General features: G+C 56.3%; 10 protein-coding genes. 4 read left to right on the forward strand and 6 right to left on the reverse strand.

Annotated features, from left to right (window positions below):
* Positions 1-2 precede the first annotated feature (2 nt).
* Together GH722_00685 and GH722_00690 are read left to right on the forward strand one after the other, a co-directional pair.
* Positions 3-1,025, forward strand: a complete 1,023-nt coding sequence (locus GH722_00685; GenBank protein MRG70269.1) for a peptidoglycan DD-metalloendopeptidase family protein — start codon at positions 3-5, stop codon at positions 1,023-1,025.
* 75 nt (positions 1,026-1,100) lie between these two features.
* Entirely contained in the window at positions 1,101-3,833 is a 2,733-nt protein-coding gene (locus GH722_00690; protein ID MRG70270.1) for an EAL domain-containing protein, read from the forward strand.
* Positions 3,834-3,835: 2 nt separating this feature from the next.
* Here the strand turns inward: GH722_00690 and GH722_00695 are convergent, their stop codons facing one another.
* Both GH722_00695 and GH722_00700 read right to left on the reverse strand, forming a co-directional pair.
* Entirely contained in the window at positions 3,836-4,813 is a 978-nt protein-coding gene (locus GH722_00695) for an alpha-E domain-containing protein (GenBank protein MRG70271.1), read from the reverse strand.
* Positions 4,806-6,275 (reverse strand): circularly permuted type 2 ATP-grasp protein, encoded by a 1,470-nt coding sequence (locus tag GH722_00700; protein MRG70272.1) that lies wholly within the window; start codon positions 6,273-6,275, stop codon positions 4,806-4,808. The genes GH722_00695 and GH722_00700 overlap by 8 nt, the downstream gene beginning before the upstream one ends.
* Positions 6,276-6,413: 138 nt before the next feature.
* Between GH722_00700 and GH722_00705 the strand changes: the two genes are divergently transcribed.
* A complete protein-coding gene (locus GH722_00705) occupies positions 6,414-8,966 on the forward strand; it encodes a hypothetical protein (protein ID MRG70273.1) in 2,553 nt (850 codons plus the stop codon).
* The gene (locus GH722_00710) at positions 8,963-9,850 is read left to right on the forward strand and encodes a transglutaminase family protein (GenBank protein MRG70274.1); all 888 of its coding nucleotides are present in this window, start codon (positions 8,963-8,965) and stop codon (positions 9,848-9,850) included. The genes GH722_00705 and GH722_00710 overlap by 4 nt, the downstream gene beginning before the upstream one ends.
* Here the strand turns inward: GH722_00710 and GH722_00715 are convergent.
* The 4 genes from GH722_00715 to GH722_00730 all read right to left on the reverse strand — a co-directional run.
* On the reverse strand, positions 9,847-10,626 hold the full coding sequence (locus GH722_00715) for a glycosyltransferase (GenBank protein MRG70275.1): 780 nt from the start codon (positions 10,624-10,626) through the stop codon (positions 9,847-9,849). The two genes, GH722_00710 and GH722_00715, sit on opposite strands and share 4 nt — an antisense overlap.
* Positions 10,627-10,628: 2 nt before the next feature.
* Positions 10,629-11,603 carry an NADPH:quinone reductase gene (locus tag GH722_00720; GenBank protein MRG70276.1) on the reverse strand — a complete coding sequence of 325 codons (975 nt, stop codon included), beginning with the start codon at positions 11,601-11,603 and terminating at the stop codon, positions 10,629-10,631.
* Between the two features lie 66 nt (positions 11,604-11,669).
* Positions 11,670-12,305, reverse strand: coding sequence for a hypothetical protein (locus GH722_00725; GenBank protein ID MRG70277.1), 636 nt, complete (start codon positions 12,303-12,305; stop codon positions 11,670-11,672).
* Positions 12,306-12,466: 161 nt separating this feature from the next.
* The coding region (locus tag GH722_00730; protein ID MRG70278.1) for a hypothetical protein at positions 12,467-24,316 on the reverse strand (11,850 nt) is incomplete at its 5' end.

Genomic DNA, 24,316 nt, shown 5'->3' on the forward strand with positions numbered 1-24,316 from the left:
GTATGTTACCCAGTCGATCTTTTCCCCGAACGGTCCTGATTGCAGGCTTGCTGTTTATCGCTCAGTCCGGAATTTCCGTCGCTGCCGATTTTCCGAAATTGTCATTGCCGATTGATTGCAAGCTTGGTGAGGACTGCTGGCTCATCAACTATTTTGACCATGCCCCTGAAAGCGCAATTCTGGATTATACTGGCGGAACAAACCTCTACGACGAACACAAGGGTATCGATATCGCCATCCCGGATATCAAGAGCATGGTTCAGGGGGTCGATGTTCTGGCCGTTGCAGACGGTACCGTGCTCGCGATCAGAGATCATATACCGGATGTCGGCAGCATTGACCGTGATGGCCGCCGGACCGATTTTCCAAAATGTGGCAATGCGGTCCTGCTGGATCACGGCAACGATCTGCGGACGCAATATTGTCACATGCGGCGCGGTTCCATCAGCGTTGACATCGGTGACAAGATAAAGCGCGGTCACAAGATCGGGCTGGTTGGTCTGAGCGGCTTCACCAATTTTCCTCATATCCATCTGGCTGTATCGCTGGGCGAAGACAAGATCGATCCGTTTGTTGGTCCCGGCTGGAAGCCAGGACACGAAGACACGCCTCGCCCCATGTGGACTGAAGAGGTCCGGAAAGCCGCTATCTATCAGCCATTCGTGTTACAGAGCACCGGTTTCACCGGTGGCAGCTTTACGAAGCATGGTCTTCTTCAGGGTTGGTACTCAAACACGCAAATCCCTGCCACTGCCCATGAACTGACCTTTGGTGTGGTGGCCTATTTCGTTGATCCCGGCGACGAAATGATCGTCGAGATCAAGGATTCTCAGGGAAAGTCCCTGGCACGTGAAACTGTCATTTTTGATGCTGAAATTCAGCGTCACTGGCGCAGTATCAGTGTTGACCAGCCCAAGGCCGGGTGGGGCTCGGGAAGCTATACCGGTTTTGTTTCGCTAAAACGAAACAACGGCCCCCAACCTCAGGAACAGAAATTGATTCGCCGAATAAAGATCGATCAATAAGGGAAAATACCTACCTGATTTTTCCGGTGCGCGCCTGTATGGTTCTAACTGGCAGGCTGGAATATCGGGGATTTTTTGGACAAAGCGACCCAATCTGGGCAACATCATCAGACGAATCTGATTCCGCTGAACGACAACCGGGATGGAATTGCTGACCGGCTCGCTTTTCTGTCTGCCCTGAGTCATGAACTTCGTACCCCGCTGAACACGATCGGTGGATTTGCTGAAATCATGGCGGAGCAGATGCTTGGTCCGCTTGAAAATCCGAAATATCAGGAATATGTCCGGGACATCAGACGTTCCACGATGGAACTGCGGGCGATTGTTGAAGACGGGCTAAGCCTGCCCATGCTGGAAAGCGCCTTGCAGCGCGGCGGCTCGCTGGACCGACAGCTGATCGACCTGTCCCCGGACCTGATCTGTGCTTTTCGCGACCAGACCATCATCATGATGAACGCAGCAGGTCATGCCATGATCGGCGATGACCGGGACGGTTCTGTCGAAAAGAAACAGATCGGCGACCTGTTTGATGAAACATGCCGTGATGCCTTCGTTGAGAATATCGAGACCCTGGCTGAGGAGCTACGCAGACTCCCCCTCACACTTTGTGCTTCTGACGGGCGGCGTATCAATGCAGAAGTTGCGACACAACCAGTCCAGTTGGAGGATGGTCCGGCCTTCCTGCTGATCGCCCGCGATGTCAGCGATGTGACCCGCGCGGAACGAAAAATCCGTGATCGCGAAGACAGATTGTACGGCATTCTTGACGCGGTGATAGACGGAATCGTTACGGTCAATGAGAACGGCACAATCGAAACCCTGAACCGGGCCGCCCAGTCCATTTTCGGTCTCCCCGAGACAACAGCTATCGGTCAGAAAATTTCATCATTCCTGCTCCGCCCGAACAACAGCAAGCCTGTCGATTTCCTGGAGTCCTTTCAGTCTGTCTTTGAGGGTCAGGCTCAATCCGATGTCCACCGGTGGATCGCCAGACGGCATGACGGGTCAGAGTTCCCGGTCGAAATTGGCGTTACCCTGTTGCGCACCACAGACCGCCCCCTGCTGACCGTGCTGGTACGGGACATCACCCTGCGCGTTGCCAATGAAAACAAACTGCTGGAGAGCGAGCAGCGTTATGCCCTCGCCGCATCCGGGGCAAATGACGGACTCTGGGACTGGAATCTTCAGAGTGATGAAATCTATTTTTCCAGCCGCTGGAAAGCGATGACAGGTTATCCGGGCACCGATATCGGCAATCAGCCGGAGGACTGGTTCAAGCTCGTCCATCCGGATGATATTGATCTGCTTCGGGCTGAGATCAACAGCCACCTTGCCCGCAAGTCAGAACATCTGGAGGCAACCTACCGTATCCGGCAGCCGAACGGGTCAATCCGCTGGATGCTGGCACGTGGAATGGCGGTTTTTGACGAGAACGGAAACCCGGCCCGCATGGCTGGCTCTCAATCTGACATTACAAACCAGAGAAAAGTCCAGGAACAGCTGGTCTATGATGCCTTCCACGACCCCCTGACCGGCCTGCCCAACCGGGCACTGTTCATGGATCGCCTGAACCATGCAATCCAGAGAGTTCGCCGCCGCCGTTCCGAGAACGTCGCTGTATTATTCATTGATGTGGACCGCTTCAAAGTTGTGAACGACAGCCTTGGTCATTCTTTCGGTGACGAGCTGCTGATTGCCATTTCAGCAAGGCTGAACGAATGCATCCGGCTGGGCGACACCATCGCGCGGCTTGGGGGGGATGAATTCACCATTCTGGCGGAGGATCTTTCGACACCGACAGCGGCCGAAGAGCTTGCACATCGGATTGTAAAGCGATTCGAAGCGCCGTTTCAGATCAACGGGCGCGAAGTTTTCTCCTCCGTCAGCATTGGTGTCCTGATGAGTAACGAGGACCATATCCGGGCCGAGGATATGTTACGCGATGCTGATCTGGCGATGTACCGTGCCAAATCCGAAGGGCGTGGACGTTTTGAGACTTTCGCAACCGGTATGCGTGAACATGCGATCACCATCATGGAGCTCGACACAGCCCTTCGCCGGGCGATGGAGCGCGATGAATTTGAACTTTTTTATCAGCCGATTACCAACCTCAAGACGAAAGCTCTCAGCGGTTTCGAAGCCCTGATCCGCTGGCGGTCCCCGGAACGCGGTCTCATATCGCCATTTGATTTCATACCGCTGGCGGAAGAAACCGGCCTTATCGTTCAGATGGGAGATTTCGTGATCGAAGAAGCCTGCCGTCAGAAACGGAAATGGCTTGACCTGTATGGCGATCAGAAACCGGAATGGATCAGTATCAATGTCTCCGCCCGGCAGCTTGTCGGCCACGACATTGTGCCCGTCCTGCAAAAGGCACTTGCCGAGAACGGTCTTGATGGCAGCCAGATCAAAGTCGAGATCACCGAAAGTCTGGTGATGGAAAACCCCGTCGTTGCGGAATCGCTGTTTCAGCGACTGAAGGAAATGAATGTGCCGCTCTGTATTGATGACTTCGGAACAGGCTATTCGTCCCTCGGTGCGCTTCACCAGTTCCCCATTGATGTCCTGAAGATCGACAAATCTTTCGTTCAGTCATCCAGCCCACACGGGAATGACCGGGAGATGATCCGGACAATCGCCGGCCTGGCGCACAATCTGGGCCTGTCGGTAGTTGCTGAAGGCATTGAAACCGAAGCCCAGCTGGCCGAGGTCAGCATCATCGGATGCGAATTTGGTCAGGGCTACCTGTTCTCCAGACCGCTTGAAGCGGACAAGGCATCACAGTTCATCGCTGACTGGCAAGACTGAGATCAGCTGTCGGCCGCATCCTGCGAATAATCAGCATAGAAATAGCTGTGACCAATTGAGACAGTCACATCAATAAGGTCAAGCTGAACGCGGTCGAGAAACTCGTGCAGCCCCCCATTCATCACCGTCTCAATCTCCGTTGCCTGCATCCGGCTGTGGAGACCATCCATGAGTTCCAGCGTATCCAGCCCCCGGCTTAGCCCATACCGGCTACGCAACTGGCTCAGCATGTCATAGCTGTGGCGAACACAGAGCGACACGGAACGGGGAAATCCATTGTTGAACAGCAGAAATTCCGCGACATTCGCCGCAGTCATCCCGCGCGGATAGGAACGCCTGAAGGCATGGTAACCTGCGACAGAACGCAACAGGGCATTCCACTGGCTGACATCGAAGGGCGATCCGACATCGGATACGTTCGGCAATAAGAGATGATACTTGATATCCAGAACCCGGGTCGTCTGATCGGCACGTTCCATGAATTTTCCGAGTTCATAGAACACATACCCCTGATCCCGATGGAAAGTACCTTCCGTAATCCCCGTATGTGCCTGACAGGCTTCCTTTACCTTCTGACAGAATGAAGACAGATAGGGGCCGGATACATCATGCGGTTGCAAGGACCGAAGCCAGTTATAGAGCACATTGAGTTGCGACCACATTTCCGTGCTGATAAGCGGGCGAAGCGCGCGTGCATTTTCCCGGGCGGCCGTGATAGCCGAAATAATCGAATTCGGGTTCTCCCGGTCAATCGAATAAAAACCAATGATCGACCTTGGGTCTGCATCCGGATAACGCTCTTCAAAGGCATCCTTGTCGCCATTGAGCATCAGAATTGATGTCCAGTTCTGTGCTCCCCGGCTGTCGCGTGAGAAAGTTTCATTAACGTCGAGAATACGTGCAAGGTTTTCTGCACGCTCGACATAGCGTGCCAGCCAGAAAATCGATTCTGCGTAGCGTGCGAGGATTGTGCTAGCCATTTTCTGCCAGCACCCATGTGTCCTTGGAACCACCGCCCTGCGACGAATTCACAATCATCGACCCCTCCTTGAGTGCCACCCGTGTCAGCCCGCCCGGCAGTACCCAGGTCGATTCGCCGGTCACTGCAAATGGCCGAAGATCTACATGTCGCGGCTGCAACCCGCTTTCGTTCAGTGTCGGGCAGACCGACAATGCGACGACGGGCTGACTGATGAAGTTCGCGGGGTCAGCGATGATCTTCCGGCGAACATCATCCAGTTCCTGACGGCTGGCCTTGGGGCCAATCACAATGCCATACCCCCCGGATTCCCCGACTGGCTTGACCACCAGGTTTTCCAGATTGTCGAGCGTGTACTGCAAGGCTTCCGGTTCCCTGCAGATATATGTCTCCACATTCTTCAGAATGGGTTCCTGATCGAGATAATATTTCACGATCCGCGGCATATAGCAGTAGACCGCCTTGTCATCTGCAACCCCCGTTCCGACAGCATTGGCAATGGCAACATTGCCTTTCCGGACACATTCAAACAATCCGGGGACGCCAAGCATACTGTCAGGGCTAAAGGCTTCGGGATCGAGAAACTCATCATCAATCCGCCGATAAATCGAATCAACCCGCTTCAACCCGCCGGTCGTCTTCATATAGACCCGGTCTCTCTCAACCAGCAGGTCACGGCCTTCAACCAGCGGCACCCCCATCTCCCGAGCCAGGAAGATATGCTCGAAATACGCAGAATTATAGGTACCCGGCGACAACAGAACGACCTGCGGGTCCTCAATGTCGACCGGGGCAATCTCGTTCATGACATTGCGAAGACGAAACCCGTAATCTCCAACAGAGCGCAAAGGCAGCGATTCCATTAACTCAGGAAACGCCCGCGCCATCATCACCCGGTTCTCAACGACATAGGACACACCCGATGGTGTGCGCGCATTATCTTCAAGAACGTAGAATTCACCATCGCCGCCACGAACCAGATCAGTACCGCAAATCGTGACATAGGCATTATGCCTGACATCGACATTCATCATCGCCGGCTGAAAATACTCGTTACCAAGAACCAGATCTGAAGGAATGATCCCATCCCTGAGAATTTTCTGATCATGATAAAGGTCATGCAAAAACAGGTTGAGAGCAGCAACCCGCTGCTTCACCCCGTCTTCCAGAATTTTCCACTCCTGGGCCCGAATCACACGGGGGATCACATCAAAGGGCAGAATCCGGTCGATCGCCTGATTGTCCGAATAGACAGTGAAAGTGATCCCGAGATTGAACAGCTCCCGTTCAGCGTCACCTGACCGGCGGCGTAATTCCGGTGTGCTCATATCGCCAATTCGTCGGGCCAGGTCTGCAATATCATCCAGCGGAACTGACGAATTGCCCTGAAATTCGCACCAAAACCCCGGATGGCTGTAATTTTTCCACGGGTCTGTGCTGTCCGACGATAGGCTCTGGTTCATTTCCTGCGTGCTAATTCTATTTCCCCTGCATTTCAATCTGCAACCAGTTGGCAATCAGGTCAGCACCATGATCGTTCGGGTTGCCTCGTCCGGCTTTCATCACCATAGTGTCGGCCACCTAATCATTGTCCGCAAGTCATGACAACGCCAAGCCAAAATATACTGGGCAACTACCGGCGCACAGGACAGGTCTTCGACGAATTCATCGGTTCAGACAACCAGCCCCGGCCACACTGGCTGAAACTGGCTGAGGCGCTTGAGTCCCTGGGGCCTGCCGAATTGCAGTTACGTGCTGATGAAGCTGCACGCCTGGTGCGCGAACACGGCATCACCTACCATGTATATGATGATCCGATGGGCGCCTACCGCCCTGCCGGACTGGAACCAGTCCCCTTCATGCTGGATTTCCACGAATGGAAAAGGCTCGAAGCCGGGCTTGCCCAGCGCGCGACCCTGCTCAATGCCATTCTCTCGGACATCTATGGCGAGCAGCGGCTGATTCACGGAAATGAAATACCGGCCTCGATGGTCTTCAGCCATCAGGGTTTCCTGCGCGCCGCTCATGGAATGCGGCCTCCCGGCGATGTCTGGCTGAATCTGTATGCTGTTGATCTGTCACGCAGCCCGGACGGTCGCTGGTGGGTTATCTCCGACCGTACACAGGCACCTTCCGGTGCCGGATATGCGCTGGAAAACCGCATTATTTCAGCTCAGGTACTGAACTCACCGTTCCGGAAATGCCGTGTTACCCGGCTCGCCCCCTTCTTCTCGCGGATCATTGACGCCGCGCGGGAGATGGCCGGCATGCTGGCGGAGCCTCCGGCCGGTGCGCCGAATATCGCCTTACTGTCGCCCGGCCCCCTGAACGAAACCTATTTTGAGCATGCCCTCCTTGCCCGTTACCTGAACTTTTCTCTGGTCGAAGGTGCCGATCTGACCGTTCGGGGAAACAAGGTCTACATGAAAACCCTCGGCGGGCTCGAACGGGTGCATGTGATCCTGCGCCGGATGGACGATTCCTACTGTGATCCGCTCTGGCTGCGGTCAAATTCAGCCATTGGAATTCCCGGACTGGTTGATGCGGCACGCGCACAGAACATCGCCATCATGAACCCGATCGGCAGCGGCCTAGGGGAAATGCCGGCAATCATGTCGATGCTGCCCGGACTATGCCGCAAAATCCTTGGTGAAGACCTCATGATACCGTCCGTGGCAACCTGGTGGTGCGGTCAGACGGAACCACGGAACGAGGTCATCGCACGGTTCGACCGGCTGACCCTGCTGCCGGCCACCGCCGGACTGGATTTCCAGCCTGTGGCACCCGGCATGCTGGATCACGAAGCGCGCATTGATCTGGAGATGGCTCTGCAGGAACGACCGTTTGATTACATCGCACAGGAAAGAGTAGCCCTGTCGAATGCACCGGTCTGGGACGGCACGTCCCTGCAACCCCGCCCCCTCACCCTCCGGGTTTTCCTGGTCTGGAACAACGGCGCTTACCATGCCATGCCCGGCGGGCTGACCCGTATCACCAATGACACGGATTCGCCGGTCGTCACGATGCAACGGGGCGGTATTGCAAAAGACACATGGGTCTCGTCTCTCGGACAGATGCCGTACTATACACTGTTGCCGCAAAATCAGACCGCCCGGCGGGAAGAAGTCCGCGAAGTTGCATTGCTCAGCCGGGTTGCCGACAACTTCTTCTGGTTTGGCCGGTATCTTGAGCGTCTTGATGCGATCTGCCGGCTGTTACGTCAGGCCGCGAACCGGATGATTGATGAGCGCGCATTCGATACGCCGGAGGAAATCCTGTTGCTGGCGCCATTCCTGGCCAGCCGGCTGAACATCAATCTGACGACAGATGATGAATCCCCCCCGCTTACCGCCAATATAGGCGACATTCTCTGGGAGCATTGCTGTGATGCTTCATCGGCAGACACCGTCCCGTCCCTCATTGAAGCCATCAGCATCACCGCTGATCTGCTGCGTCCCAGACTGTCGGACGATATGTGGCGGACTGTCAGCCGTCTGAAACGAACTGTCATGGCTATGATCGCCGACCCGAAGAACGGCCCGGAGCAGCTCGACACGTTACTGACCAGCACCATAACCAGTGTCGCTGCTGTCACCGGTTTCGAATCTGAAACCATGACCCGTAGTCAGGGCTGGCGGTTTCTCGATATCGGCCGCCGGCTTGAACGTGCCATGTGGAATTCGGCACTGATCCGGAATGTATCGCAGACCGCACTGGAAGACGGCGACCGTGCCCGGTTCCGCCTGACCGTTGCACTGGACCTGCTGCTGGAACTCTGCGACAGCTTCATGACCTACAGAACCCGCTACATGACCCTGCCCGAATTTCATCTGGTCATGGATTTGCTGGTCAAGGACCAGACCAACCCGCGATCTGTCGCGTTCCAGCTGCAATCACTTGCTTCCCATTGCCGCAGTCTTCCGGGCGAGCCGAATTTTTCGCAGGAAATGTTTGAATGGGTCTCCGATGTCTCTGATGGCCTCGAACAGATCGATATTCACGGCCTGCTCGATAATGGCGAGCAGGCAATGCGGATCATGCAGCAGGCACTGGAAGCAACTGAAAGCAGGCTGCCAGCCATTTCAGACCGTCTGACGCTGCGTTATTTTGCCCATGCGGTCTCTCAGACCTCCATGCAGCAGGCTTACGAATGACTGAACAGCTCATTCTGACAGCGGATCACGTCACCACCTACCAATATGAATGGCCGGTGTCCTGGGCTTCACATGTCGGTCATCTGTCGCCTCGAAACACTGGCCGTCAGGCTGTTCTCTCCAGCGACATCCTGATCGACCCGACGCCGACATGGATATCCCGTACTGTCGATTATTTCGGCAACAACGTGACCCGATTCTCACTGGAAGATCATCACGAAAACCTCACCGTTACCGCAACAATGGCCGTTCAGGTCACCATAACAGAACCGCTGGATCCCCTCTCGACAACATCCTGGAGCGACGTCTCCCGCGACATATTGTCACCGGTGACTGAAATGCAGATTGACGCCAACAGTTTCCTGTTTGGCTCACCCCATGCCCCGACCACATCAGAGCTGGCAACCTTTGCCCGCAAGAGTTTCTTCTCGGACCGGCCGGTACTTGATGCCCTGCTCGACCTGAATTCCCGGATTCACAAGGAATTCAAGTTTGATGCGGAGGCAACGAATATCGCGACACCTGTCGAGGCTGTCCTGCAACGCCGCCACGGCGTCTGTCAGGACTTTGCTCATCTGATGATTGCGGCCCTCCGGTCAATTGGTCTGCCAGCCTGTTACGTCAGCGGATATATCCGTACCGGAAACGAAACCGAAGATGGTCTGATAGGTGCGGATGCCTCCCATGCCTGGGTTTCGGTCTATTGCGGGAATGCCGGATGGGTGGATATTGACCCGACAAACAACTGCATACCGTCACGTGACCACCTGACCGTCGCCTGGGGCCGGGACTTTCAGGATGTCAGCCCGCTGAAAGGCGTCATATTGGGGGGTGGAAAACATGTTCCCGAAGTTGGCGTGACGGTTACCGCCCGACCCGCTTAAAGCCCCGCCTTCTGGCGCTCCAGTTCTTCGACCGCCTTGAGATGCGAGACCACCGGATAAATTGCCGCGAAAATGGCAATCACCAATCCGTAGCCACCTTCCCGGAATCCCTTCCTGGCGACATAGCTTTTCCAGAAGCGTGAGAATATTTTACGCACCATATTCGGGAACTGACCGATCTGGTCGCTATCAATCAGATCCAGCGCACGTTTTGTCGTATAACTGTCGAAGCGCCGGATCATATCGGAAAAATTCCGGTCGACATGATGGATAAGAGGGTGCACCAGCTCCGGACCCGGTTTGCCTGTTATCTCCAGCCCCGGATGCACCCGCTCCATCTTCCAGACCTTGACGCCCCGGCGGAACAGCATCGGCTTGCCGTTCGGGGCAAAATTTCCGCCCCACCCGTGAAGTACCAGATTTCCGCCGACATAGTTATGAACCGGCACGTTATGGACATCATACGGGCTGTCAGCGACGACACGAAGCAGTTCATCGCGAAGATCGGGCGTCACGATTTCATCTGCATCGACTTCCAGAAGCCAGTCACCAGAGGCCGATTCAATAGCGTAATTCCGACGCTGTCCTTCCAGATCGAATGACCCGGTCAGCACGACATCCGCCAGTTCCCGGGCAATCGCTTCCGACCCGTCAGTACATTTATCGAGCACGACCAGAATTTCGTCACAGAAACGAAGCTGTTCCAGGCATCCCCGCAACAATGCTTCCTCGTTATGAACATTCAGGACTGCCGACAGTTTTGGCCGGGACGACATCGTCAGGGAATCAGAACTGTCGAACCCGTTGTCTTTCGACCCTCCAGATCCTTATGCGCCTGCACTGTATCCGCCAGCGCATAAGTCTGATTCACATTGATCTTCAGGACGCCTTTATCAATCAGGTCCAGAAGCTCACCGGCACAGGATTCAAGATCAGGACGGGTCGCCGTATAATGCATCAGGGTCGGACGGGTCAGAGATGCTGACTTCGAGCCGAGAACCCCCGGCGTAAAGTTTTCTACCGGGCCTGACGCCTGACCGAAATTCACGAGATGTCCGCGAAGCGACAGGCATTCCAGAGATTTCATCAGCGTATCCTTGCCGATTGAGTCATAGACAACCGGCACACCCTTGCCGCCTGTAATTTCCTGTACCCGGGCAACAAAATCTTCCCGGGTATAGACGATCGGGTGATCACAGCCCGCTGCCTTCGCAAGTTCCGCTTTTGCGTCCGAACCGACAGTCCCGATTACGGTTGCCCCCAGATGCTTCGCCCATTGGCAGGCCAGCAGTCCGACACCACCAGCGGCTGCATGGACAAGAATGGTATCACCGGGTTTCACCACATGTGTCTGACGCAGCAGATACTGTACCGTCATCCCCTGCAACATACAGGCCGCCCCGACCTCGAAACTGACACTGTCCGGAAGCTTCACAAGCTTCTCCGCAGGCATGACACGGGACTCACAATAGGCGCCGACGGGAACACAGGCATAGGCGACCCGGTCACCCGGTGCGACAACGGTCACCCCCTCGCCGACAGCTTCAACAACGCCAGATGCTTCCATACCCAGGATAGCCGGAAGTGCCGGCAACTGATAAAGCCCGGAACGCTGATAGGTATCGATATAGTTCAGTCCACAGGCCTGATGAACAACACGGGCCTCACCTGGCCCGGGGTCACCGACATCAACATCATCGAGGACCATCTTGTCAGGGCCACCATATTCATGAATTCGGACTGCTTTAACCATCGATGGAACATCCCTTAATATAAAATATTGTCACAGAAACCGGTTATTCCGCCGGTTACAGGCTAGTCAGGACGGGTTTGCCCCCATACGGGCACGGAGCTTTTCGTTCAGGCCGCCGAGAGTGCCGCCATTCCCCCTGATGACCGAGACAAATTCTGAACGCTGGGCGACCGCAAGGCTGACATTGTCGACCAGAATATCCGTCACCAGATACCCTTTGTCTCCGGATTTCCTCATCCGCCAGGCGACCGGCAACTGCAGATTATCGACATCGCGGGTAATCAGCGTATCAACCAGAACATCCCCGTCCTGATCGGTACTCCGCGCACCGACAAGTTTAAGTGATTCGCCGTTATATTCATTCAGACGGACCGAATAGGTCGCCACCATGTAATCCCGGAACAGCGAAAGATATTCTTTCTTCTCGGCCTCATCGGCCCGACGCCAGTAGCGACCAACGACAAACTGGGCAATGAGATCAAGATCAAAGGTTTTGACCATTAACTCACGGAACAGGGCAACCTGCTCTTCCCGTGTCTTGTCCTTGTTGGACAGATGCCCAAGCGCCTCGGTGGCCAGGCTTTCAAGCCGGGCCTTTGCTTCATCCGGGGAAGCCATCGCCGGCGCTGTGTTGAAAACCAGCATCGCCATAATGGCGAACGCACTAATTCTGATATATTTCAAATATGTAACGTCACGCATCCCGTACCTCGTTGCCTCCAACCCTGAACACAATTAGTTAACCCTGCAGTCTGGCAGCGTCAAATCGCCTCTGGGGACAAACCGGAATACAGGACCAGAATCCGGAATTCCCGCGCCGGAAAACTGGCGCGGGAAAACCTAGTTACTTTAAATACAAGGACTTAGGTCAGGTTTATGTTGGTAATGTCGTCATCAACTTTAAGTGTGACAGTGTCGCCACCATCGACTTTCGTATAAGTCGAATAACCACCGGCAGAGCCCTGTAGCGACCAGCCACCGGCACTATCAACAACCGAGTCGTTCGCATCGCCGGAGATAATGAGCTGGTTGTTACTGTCCGTCATACCCTTGACCGTTGATACCGAGAGTTCAAGTTCATGCGCATCTGCACCCAGCTGAATCTGCTCCACATTGCTGATCGACGCCGTGATTGAGGTCAGGTCAACCGTCCCACCGCCTGTCATGTCGAGCATCAGGATGTCGTCATCGGCACCGCCATCATACATCTCGGCTGAACCAAGGGCAGAAGCATCAAGCCAGAGCTGATCATCACCGGCACCACCCAGCAGGCTGTCGATACCGGAGCCACCCTTCAGGACATCATTTCCGGAACCGCCGTCGAGGGTATCATCGTCATTACCGCCAAACAGCGTATCGTTGCCCGAACCACCCAGCAGAGTGTCATCACCATGATAACCGAACAGGGTATCATCGCCGCCTGCACCGCTGATCGTATCGGCCAGAACACTGCCGTTCAGGACATCCGTACCAGCTGTACCGGTCAGATCCTGTGCTGTTGTCGAGATCGTATCATCATCAAAGACCACAAACTCGACCGTGGTCATCGTATCTGTACCGTCGGCTCCGATCAGCGTGTAGCTACCGGCTGATTCAGTGATCGTATAATCACCACTGTTACCGCCGAATATCGCGGAGTCCGAACCGCTGCCACCAATGATGTTATCGTCATTTGCACCAGCGTTGATGATGTCATCACCTGTGCCACCATCAAGGACATCGTCTCCGGCACCACCCTGCAGGGTGTCATTACCGAAGAGACCATAAAGCGTATCGTTACCGGCGCCACCATCCAGTGTGTCGGCACCAAGTCCACCAAAGATGGTCTCGTCTGCACCGGTTCCGGTGGTTGTCACAGCGTCAAGACCGATAGTTGTGTCGGTAAAGGCGAAGAACTCGACATCCTGAACCGTATCTGTCTGTCCATCACCATCGAAGGTATAAACACCGCCGCTTTCCGAGACGATGAAACTCAGGGCCGTGTTGGCGAAGACCAGCGTATCCGCCGTCCCCGCGCCGCCGAGGATGGAGTCATCACCGGCACCACCGTTCAGCGTGTCATTTCCGCTGCCGCCGTAGAGGGTATCAGCCCCATTGCCACCGGAGATGGTATCGGCACCGAATTCGCCGAACAGCGTATCATTACCTGAGCCGCCACTGAGCGTATCACCCGAGGCTCCACCCTGAATGACATCATCCGTTCCGGCAGCCGTCTCATCGGTAACCGCTGCAATCCCGAATGTACGGTCAGCGAAGGACAGCGTCTCGATACCGCTGAAGATATCTGTGCCGTCTGCACCGACAATCGTGTAGGTACCGCCGCTTTCCGTCAGGACATAGTCCATCGCATTGCCGCTAAAGACCGCTGTATCATTACCGGTACCGCCGTAAAGCGTATCATTTCCGGCACCACCGGTGAGCGTATCGTCGCCGAATTCACCGAACAGAATGTCCTCACCACTGCCGCCCGAAAGGGTGTCGCCGGAGGCGCTGCCCTGCAAGGCATCATCGGTTCCGGCTGCCGTGACGTCCGTCACAGATGCGATATCCACTGTACGGTCCGCGAAGACCAGAGATTCAATACCGGAGAAGATATCCGTGCCGTCTGTACCGACAATCGTGTAATTGCCGCCACTTTCCGTCAGGGCATAATCGTCAACATTACCGCTGAATACCGCACGATCAGTTCCTGTTCCGCCCTCAAGGCTGTCATTACCGGCACCACCGGTCAGTGTGTCATCTCCAGCGCCGCCGATTAGCAGGTCATCACCGGTTTCGCCAAGCAGGGTGTCGTTTCCGCTACCGCCGAAAATCGTATCGCTACCAGCCCCACCTGCAGCATAATCATCACCATTACCGGCGCTCAAGGTATCGGCGCCGTCATTGCCGTAAAGCGAGTCATTGCCTGCATCGCCATTAACAAGGTCATTACCTGTACCGCCGGTCAGAACATCGTCACCGGCACCACCAAGTACAGTGTCATTGTCAGCGCCACCATCGAGCGTGTTATTGCCAGCTCCACCAATCAGCACATCTTCGCCCGCGCCACCGAACAGGGTGTCATTACCGGCGTCACCATTCAGGGTATCATTACCGGCGTCGCCGGTCAGGGTGTCATCACCTTCACCGCCAAGCAGGCTGTCATCACCATCGCCGCCTGCCAGGGTATCGTTACCGGCTCCCCCACGGATGGTGTCGTTCCCTGCACCGCCATCAATCGAGTCCGCGCCAAATTCACCAAAGATGGTGTCATTCCCTGCACCGCCTTCGATGGTGTCAGCTGACGCGCTGCCTTGCAGGATATCATCAGTGCCTGCCGCTGTCAGATCGGTCACCGAGGCCACATCAAATGTACGGTCGGAGAAAGCCAGGTTTTCTATGCCGCTGAGGCTATCCGTGCCGTCTGCACCTTCAATCGTGTAGGTGCCGCCGCTCTCGGTCAGACTATAGCTTTCTGCTGTAGAACTGAACACGGCAGTATCATTACCGAGACCTCCGAACAGGGTGTCATTACCGGAACCACCGGTCAGGATGTCATTGCCCAGGCTGCCATCCAGCGTATCGTTTCCGGCACCACCTTCGAGAATGTCATTACCCAGCAGACCAAAGACCGTGTCATTGCCGCCACCGGCATTGATAGAGTCGTTCAGAATACCGCCGAGGATCAGATCATCACCGGCACCGGCAAGGATTGTATCGACCGAGTCCGTGCTGATCGTAAGGTCATCAAAGACCAGGAACTCGACATCGTTGACAACATCAACCGAGCCGCCGGAAGCCAGCGAATAAAGCCCGTTTCCACCTGTAATCACATAGTCGGCATAGTTACCGGACAACACGACACTGTCGACACCGGCACCACCTTCGATGCTGTCATTACCGTCGCCACCATTCAGGATATCGTTGCCGCTGTTACCATTCAGCAGGTCATCACCGGCACCACCGAGGAGCGTATCCCCGCCGGACCCGCCGTTGAGCGTATCAGCGCCCGCATCACCATGCAGCGTGTCGTTACCAGCAGACCCGAACAGCGTGTCATTACCTGATCGCCCGTAGATATCATCGTCTGCCCCGCCACCATCGATCGTGTCGTCGACAATACTGCCGGAGAAGACATCACTGCCGGAACCGGAGAACAGCGTATCGATCGCATTTACTGCAACGGTGTCGTCATCAAAAACAAGCCATTCGACGGTCGACAGAACATCGGTTTCACCACCTGATACGAGCGTCGTGAGACCGCCGCCGGTTGAGACAACATAATCTGCGAAATTGCCGCTGAAGATCACGCTGTCTGTCCCGCTGCCACCAATGATCGAGTCATTGCCGGCACCATCAATCAGAATGTCGTTACCTGCTTCACCGTCCAGAAGATCGTCACCGGCACCGCCTGTCAGCGTATCCGCGCCGGTACCGCCATAGAGCGAATCTGCGCCCGTACCGCCATCCAGAATGTCGTTACCGGTTTCGCCGTAGAGAATATCGTTCCCGGCATCCCCCGCGAGGGTGTCATCTCCGGTGCCGCCATAGAGCGTATCCGTACCTGCACCGCCATTAATGCTATCAGCACCGGCTTCACCCAGCAGCGTATCATCGCCACCGTCGCCAAGCAGCGTGTCACCATCAGCGCCGCCCAGAATATGGTCGTTATCGTCGCCACCGCTGATCGTATCAGCGCCGGTACCACCGGCCAGGCTGTCATTACCGGCACCGCCAACGATATTGTCAGCAGCTGCACCGCCATCAACACTGTCATCACCGGCACCCGCGTCAATGCTGTCTGCACCGGCCTCGCCAAGGATGCTGTCATTACCAGCCTGTCCGAGAAGAGTATCCGCACCGGCACCACCGCTGAGCATATCGTCACCGGTGCCGCCATCCAGGATATCTGCACCAGAGCCACCTGACAGGGTGTCATTACCCGCGTTACCGATCAGTTCATCCGCATTCGACGAGCCGGTCAGCGTGTCATCGAAGGAACCGCCCGAGACGATCTCAATACCGACGAAGCTGTCTGTGCCATAAGCACTTGTCGCCGTTCCGGCTGACATATCGACTGTAACCGAACCCCCGACATTCGACAGATCAAACTTATCGTCACCGCCACCGCCGACGATGCTGTCATTGCCCGTACCGCTGAAGAAGACATCCTCGCCGGAACCGCCCAGCAGAAGGTCATCACCGGTTGAGGCATAAAGCGTATCATTGCCTGACCCGCCGGAAAGCGTGGTTGCACCGGCACCACCGGTCAGCTTGTCGTCGAAGTTGGTTCCGATGACATTCTCAAAGCCGGAGAGCACCAGATTATCAAGACCGCCGCCGATGGCCTGCGCACCTGCGTTCGACAGGTCGACTGTCACACCGGACGTCGCCGCAAACAGGGTCAGGGTATCATTATCAGCCCCGCCGATCAGCGTATCGTTACCGATGGTCGCCGCAATCGTGTCATTACCCGCGCCGCCATCGATTGTCTCATCGGCAGAACTGCCGGCCAGCTGGTCATCACCGCTACCGCTGAGGAGCGCTTCAAAGCCACTGATAACCTGCGAGCCATGGCCGCTTACCGAGCCGGTTCCCAGATCAATGGTCAGAGCATCTGTCTGATCAGCATAAGTGATCGTATCAACGCCAAGTCCGCCCTGCAGCGTTGCATTGCCGGTACCACCAATGAACAGGTCACCAAGATCGGAACCGGTAATTTCTTCAATACCACTGAGAACATGGGTTTCACCGCCACCATGCGCAACCGTGCCGCCATAGCCGTCCAGATCAACCGTCACACCCGAGGCATGCGCCGTCAGATCCAGGTGATCTGCACCGGCTCCGCCATCAATGGTGTCGTTACCTTCACTGGACAGGAAGACGTCACTACCCGAGCCGCCCTGCAGGGTTTCTGACCCGGCAGAACCGGTCAGCGTATCGGCAAAGTTAGTACCAATGATCTGCTCAAAACCCGACACATCAAGGGTTGCCGCACCTGTCACCGTATCGTTGCCAAGATCAATGACAACCCCGCCACCTGCATTCGCAGCAGACAAGATATCCGCAGAACCTGAACCGCCATCAAGCGTGTAGGAACCGCTGGTTACAAAGAACGTATCATCGCCAGATGTACCATCGACGACTTCGATAGCCACCAACGTATCGGTACCATCACCAACGACGGTATCGGAACCACCACCCAGATCAACCGTAACACCGGTTGTCAGGTTGTCGTAGGCCGCAACATCGGTATCTGCGCCACCATCAAGGGTGTCATTACCAGCACCGCCATAGAGTCTGTCTGCACCGGCACCGCCCTGCAGAACATCATCGCCGCCATCACCGGAGATACGGTCATTACCCGCGCCGGCATCAATATTATCATTGCCACCATAGCCAGCGATAGAGTCATTACCAAGCCCGCCAAAGACCGTATCCGAAGCGCTGCTACCGTAAACGGTATCATCGCCCTGACTGGCCTGCAGAACTTCTACACCGCTGAAATTATCTGTTCCGTTACCGGTAACCGAGCCTGCGTTTGCACCGGAATAGGTGACAACGACACCATTTGTATCTGCATCATAGCTGAGCACATCGGTATCATCGCCACCGAGAATGCTGTCATCCGCATCACCGGCCAGGAACGTATCCGCGCCTGCGCCACCTTCAAGTGTGACCGCGCCGCTGCCGGTGCTGATCAGGGTATCGCCCTGTTCGGAACCGATGACATGCTCAAACCCGGCAATTTCATGATTGCCGACACCCGTTGCAGAACCAGCCGACAGATCAACCGTCACAGCATTCGTCTGACCGGCAAAGGAGAGGACATCAACGCCACTGCCTGCATGCAGGGTGTCCGTACCCGCACCCGCCAGGAAGGTGTCATTACCAGCAGAACCTATGACTTTCTCGATACCGGACAGGTTGTCTGTGCCACCTGCGGACGCCACGGTACCTGCGTTATTATCAAGATCAACCGTTACCGAAGCTGCTGCCGTATAGTCCACACGGTCTGCGCCGGCACCGCCAAGAATGCTGTCGCCCCCGCCGGAATACAGGAAGGTATCATCACCGGCATTGCCGATCAGCGTATCAGCTGCGCCGTTGAGGCCCTTCAGGACATCGCCTGCGCCAGAGCCATCTACGATCTCAATTCCGACAATGCTGTCCGTGCCAATATCTGCGCCTGTCGCACTTCCTGCTGTCAGGTCAACCGTTACTGCCGACGTTTCCGCTGAGAAGTCCGCACGGTCAGTGCCTGCACCGCCATCAATCGTGTCATTCCCGGCATCAGACGTGATCACGTCATTGCCGCTGCCCCCCTGCAACAGGTTGGCGGAGGCATCACCGCTCAGTGTGTCAGCGAACCCGCTGCCCAGAACGTTTTCAATACCTGTGAAACTATCAGTCCCCAGCCCGCCGGTTGCAGTACCTGCCGCCAGATCGACCACAACACCTGATGTCGCGTCACCATCTTCAAACGACAGGGTATCGTTACCCAGACCACCATCGATCGAGTCATTTCCGAGGCCACCGTCGATGATATCGTCATCAGCGCCGCCGTCGATTGTGTCATCGCCCGCACCACCCTCGATGATGTCATTACCGGCACCACCAAGAATGCTGTCCGTGCCAAGACCACCGAGCAGGGTGTCGTCGCCCAGACCACCAATCAGAGTATCATTTCCGTCCGCGCCCGAGATGTTATCGGCACCGGCACCCCCAACCAGACTTTCGTCAGCCGCCGCACCGATGATGACATCATCATGATCGGAACCGACAACCCCTTCAAAACCGGACAGGGTATCTGAACCATCAGCGCCACTTGCAGAACCTGTCGACAGGTTCACCGTGACTGAAGCTGTTGCACCGTCATAGATCAGGAAATCCATCACACCGGCACCGCCAGCCAGAACATCATCGCCCTCGCCACCTTCAATGGTGTCATTACCGGCACCACCGATCAGGTGATCAACCCCGCCGGAACCGGTAAGCGTATCGTTCCCGCCCCCGGCTTCGAACACTTCAATACCGGTAAAGGAGTCAGAGCCATATCCGGTAACCGAGCCGACGCCCATCGATGCGAAAACAACCGTAATGGCTGTCGAAACCGACAGGTTATAGGACAGGGTATCATTTCCGGCGCTGCCGAAGACGGTATCGTTACCGATATTTGCGTAGATCAGGTCGTTCCCGGAACCACCATCCAGGGTCACATTCGCGCCCGCGTCATCTTCCGCCGTGATCACATCATTCCCGACAGATCCGACAAGGACTTCAAAATCCGAGATTTCGTGGGTACCGAAACCGGTTACCGTTCCCGTTGTCAGGTCAATGGTTACTGCCGACCCCGCATCGGAGAAGGTGAGCGTATCCGAACCGATCCCGCCGGAAAGCGTGTCAGTGCCCGTTCCGCCCATGAAGACATCATCACCGGCCGAACCGATAACCCGTTCAATACCGCTGAGGGTATCCGTGCCCTGCCCTGTGATCGAACCGGCACCGCCATCCAGATTGACCGTCACCGGCCCGCTGAAAGTCGCATATGTCACCAGGTCGGAACCTGTCCCCCCGATAACCGAATCATCACCGAGGCTGGAAATGAAGGTATCGTCACCGGCACCACCGTCGATGACATCATTGCCCTGACCACCATCGATGGTGTCGTTACCGCTGCCACCAAGCAGGCTGTCGTCACCGTTCTGACCAAAGATCGTATCTGCACCGGCGGCACCATCGAGTGTGATCGACTCACCGTCTTTAGCCGTCAGCAAATCGCCGGAAGTTGAGCCGATGACATGCTCAACACTCAACAGACTGTCAGCGCCCGCGGCACCCGTTGCCGTATCATTTGAAAGGTCAACCGTTACCGCACCCGTCGCATCCGCGTAGGTCACGATATCGCTGCCTGTCATACCATTGATGACGTCGTTGCCTTCACCGCCAGAGAGGATGTCGTTACCGTCACCACCCACCAGGCTGTTATCAGCATCGTTACCAACAATACTGTCGTCGCTGGCAGAGCCCAGAACATGTTCAAATTGTATGATCGTATCGGTACCGTATGCGCCGGTCGCCAGAGTATCAGCGAGGCTTACGGTTACGCTGCCGGTTGCCTGATCATAGACCACCCAGTCATTGGCACCGCCTTCGCCGTAGAGAATGTCGTCGCCAGTCCCGCCATCAATCGTGTCGTCCCCAACTCCGCCGCGAATGAAATCGTTGCCGGCACCACCAAAGATGCTGTCAGAGCCGTTTTCGCCATACAGCGTATCATTACCGGCACCACCGTTGATCGTGTCGCCACCGTCACCGCCACGAATGCTGTCTGCATTGTCGGATCCGGTAATGGTGTCACCCTGAGCCGAACCCGTGACAAACTCGATATTGGTAATGCTGTGGTTGAACGAACCACCGGCATCAAGCGTGCCGCTCGCCGTCCCGGCCTGCAGGTCAACCGTTACCGCACCGGAAGACGCGTTGGCGCTGAAGTCAATATGGTCAAGCGTGCCGGCACCGCCGTCATAGGTATCTGTGCCCGTTCCCACATGGAACAGGTCGTTGCCGGTCGATCCGACGAAGACTTCCAGATTGGACAGGCTGTCCGTAAAGGCACCGGCCGTTGCCGTGACAATGCCTGCTTCAAGATCAAACGTGACCCCGTCAGAGAGCGTTGCATAACTCAGTGTATCCTGACCTGTACCGCCATCAACCGAGTCATTTCCAGCGCCACCGATCATCAGATCACTGCCGGCACCACCGCGAACGATGTCATCATTCGCGCCGCCTTCAAGGGTATCCGACCCGGCACCGCCATCCAGTTCATCATTACCAGCCCCGGCAACGATTGTATCATTCCCGGCACCACCGAGAATGCTGTCTGCCGCTGCGGAACCCGTAATCGTATCGTCATGATCGCCGGAAACGAAGACTTCAACACCGCTGAAGCTGTCAGTTCCAAGGCCGGTCACGGTACCTGCATCGTCACCTGAGAAAGTAACCGTCAGACCACCCGCCGCCTTGTCCGTGTAGGACAGGGTATCCGTACCCGAGCCACCGATGATGCTCTCATCCGATGCATTGGCGATAATCGTATCGTTACCTGCACCACCGTCGAGCGTCAGCGCACTGGCACCAACACCGCCGGTGATCGTATCACCCTGGGCAGAACCCACGATTTCCTCGAACCCGGTGATCGTGTGCGTCCCAAAACCGGTTGCCAGGCTGTTCTCCACATCAATCGTCACCGCCGAGGTGGCCGCGCCCAGCGCCGCGTCACTGAAGGTCAGAACGTCATTGCTGCCGTCATGGCCGTCGAGCGTGTCATTGCCTGTACCACCGCTGAACGTATCATTCCCGTCAGAACCGATGACATGGTCGATACCGGAGACTGTATCCACTCCGTCGCCGGAGATGGTGCCTGCATTGCCATCGAGATTAACCGTAACCGGACCGGAGACGGCGCCGAAGTCATAGAGGTCATTCCCCGCACCGCCGATAACACTGTCATCTCCGCGGCTGGCATAGATCACATCGTCGCCATCACCGGCGTCGATCACATCATTGCCGGTACCGCTGTCGATGGTGTCATTGCCTGTACCGGCGATGATGCTGTCTGCGCCCGCACCACCCGTGATCGAATCTGCACCTGCGCCGCCATCAATGGTGTCGTCGCCGTCGCCACCGATGACACTGTCATCACCGCTGCCTGCATTGATCGAATCTGCGCCCGTGCCACCGTCGATGGTGTCGTTGCCCGTACCGCCGATGATTGAGTCCGCATCTGCACCACCGCTGATGCTGTCGTCACCTGCGCCCGCGTCAATCGTATCGGTTCCACCGGCACCAATGATCGAGTCATCACCGCCACCGCCCAGAATGCTGTCCGCATCCGCGCCGCCATCGATAATGTCGTTACCCGTGCCGCCATCAATGGTGTCCGCTCCGGCACCACCAAGAATGGAGTCCGCACCCGCATCACCAGTGATGCTGTCTGCACCGGTACCACCGTCGATGGTGTCATTTCCGGAGCCAGCTTCGATCCGGTCTGCGCCCGCACCGCCGAGGATCGAGTCATCACCTGTACCGCCGGTAATGCTGTCCGCACCGGCACCACCGTCGATAATGTCGTTACCGGCACCACCGATCAGTGAATCATCACCGTTCATACCAAGGAGGGAGTCAGCACCAGCAGCACCATCCAGTGTAATCGACTCACCGTCTTTCGCTGTCAGGTTATCATCTTCAGATGTGCCGATGACATGCTCGATATCCCGGATCACATCATTACCGGCACCAGCCGTCGCCGTGTCATTCGACAGGTCAACGGTCACCGCATCGGTAATGTTCGAATAGTTCAGAATATCCGCACCGGCATCACCGTCATAAACGTCATTACCGGTTCCGGCGAAGATCGTATCGTCACCTGTTCCCGCATTGATTGTTACCGACCCGGCATTATCCGTGATCGTGTCGGATTGTGCCGATGCGATGAAATGCTCGATTTCATCAAAAGTATCCGAGCCTTCACCGGTAACCGTGCCACTTTCATTCGTGATCGTCGCCGTAATCGCAGACGCTGAATTCACAAAGGTCAGCGTATCCTGACCGGTGCCGCCATTGATCGTGTCATTGCCCAGGTTGCCTTCGATGAGATCATCGCCCTCGTCACCGAACAGCGTATCGTCACCATCGCCACCTGTGATCAGGTCGTTACCAGTGCCGCCGGAGACTTCATCATTGCCTGCGCCCGCATCAATGTGATCCGCCCCGCCGCTGCCGAGGATGCTGTCATCCGCAGAGGAACCCGTGATCGTGTCGTCGTGATTACCTGAAACAAAGACTTCAACACCGCTGAAGCTGTCAGTTCCAAGGCCGGTCACGGTACCTGCATCGTCACCTGAGAAAGTAACCGTCAGACCGCCCGCCGCCTTGTCCGTGTAGGACAGGGTATCCGTACCCGAGCCACCGATGATGCTCTCATCCGATGCATTGGCGATAATCGTATCGTTACCTGCACCACCGTCGAGCGTCAGCGCACTGGCACCAACACCGCCGGTGATCGTATCACCCTGGGCAGAACCCACGATTTCCTCGAACCCGGTGATCGTGTGCGTCCCAAAACCGGTTGCCAGGCTGTTCTCCACATCAATCGTCACCGCCGAGGTGGCCGCGCCCAGCGCCGCGTCACTGAAGGTCAGAACGTCATTGCTGCCGTCATGGCCGTCGAGCGTGTCATTGCCTGTACCACCGCTGAACGTATCATTCCCGTCAGAACCGATGACATGGTCAATACCGGAAACCGTATCCACTCCGTCACCGGAGATGGTGCCTGCATTGCCGTCGAGATTAACAGTAATCGGGCCGGAGACGGCGCCAAAGTCATAGAGGTCATTCCCCGCACCGCCGATAACACTGTCATCTCCGCGGCTGGCATAGATCACATCGTCGCCATCACCGGCGTCGATCACATCATTGCCGGTACCGCTGTCGATGGTGTCATTGCCTGTACCGGCGATGATGCTGTCTGCGCCCGCACCACCCGTGATCGAATCTGCACCTGCGCCGCCATCAATGGTGTCGTCGCCGTCGCCACCGATGACACTGTCATCACCGCTGCCTGCATTGATCGAATCTGCGCCCGTGCCACCGTCGATGGTGTCGTTGCCCGTACCGCCGATGATTGAGTCCGCATCTGCACCACCGCTGATGCTGTCGTCACCTGCGCCCGC

It is taken from the genome of Alphaproteobacteria bacterium HT1-32 (assembly GCA_009649675.1).
Lineage (GTDB): Bacteria > Pseudomonadota > Alphaproteobacteria > Rhodospirillales > HT1-32 > HT1-32.

Bases quoted from the DNA above. Each gene is read 5' to 3' on its own strand.
- GH722_00685 (MRG70269.1), top strand. From the start codon at position 3: ATGTTACCCAGTCGATCTTTTCCCCGAACGGTCCTGATTGCAGGCTTG.
- GH722_00695 (MRG70271.1), bottom strand. From the start codon at position 4,813: ATGGCTAGCACAATCCTCGCACGCTACGCAGAATCGATTTTCTGGCTG.
- GH722_00700 (MRG70272.1), bottom strand. From the start codon at position 6,275: ATGAACCAGAGCCTATCGTCGGACAGCACAGACCCGTGGAAAAATTAC.
- GH722_00705 (MRG70273.1), top strand. From the start codon at position 6,414: ATGACAACGCCAAGCCAAAATATACTGGGCAACTACCGGCGCACAGGA.
- GH722_00710 (MRG70274.1), top strand. From the start codon at position 8,963: ATGACTGAACAGCTCATTCTGACAGCGGATCACGTCACCACCTACCAA.
- GH722_00715 (MRG70275.1), bottom strand. From the start codon at position 10,626: ATGTCGTCCCGGCCAAAACTGTCGGCAGTCCTGAATGTTCATAACGAG.
- GH722_00720 (MRG70276.1), bottom strand. From the start codon at position 11,603: ATGGTTAAAGCAGTCCGAATTCATGAATATGGTGGCCCTGACAAGATG.
- GH722_00725 (MRG70277.1), bottom strand. From the start codon at position 12,305: ATGCGTGACGTTACATATTTGAAATATATCAGAATTAGTGCGTTCGCC.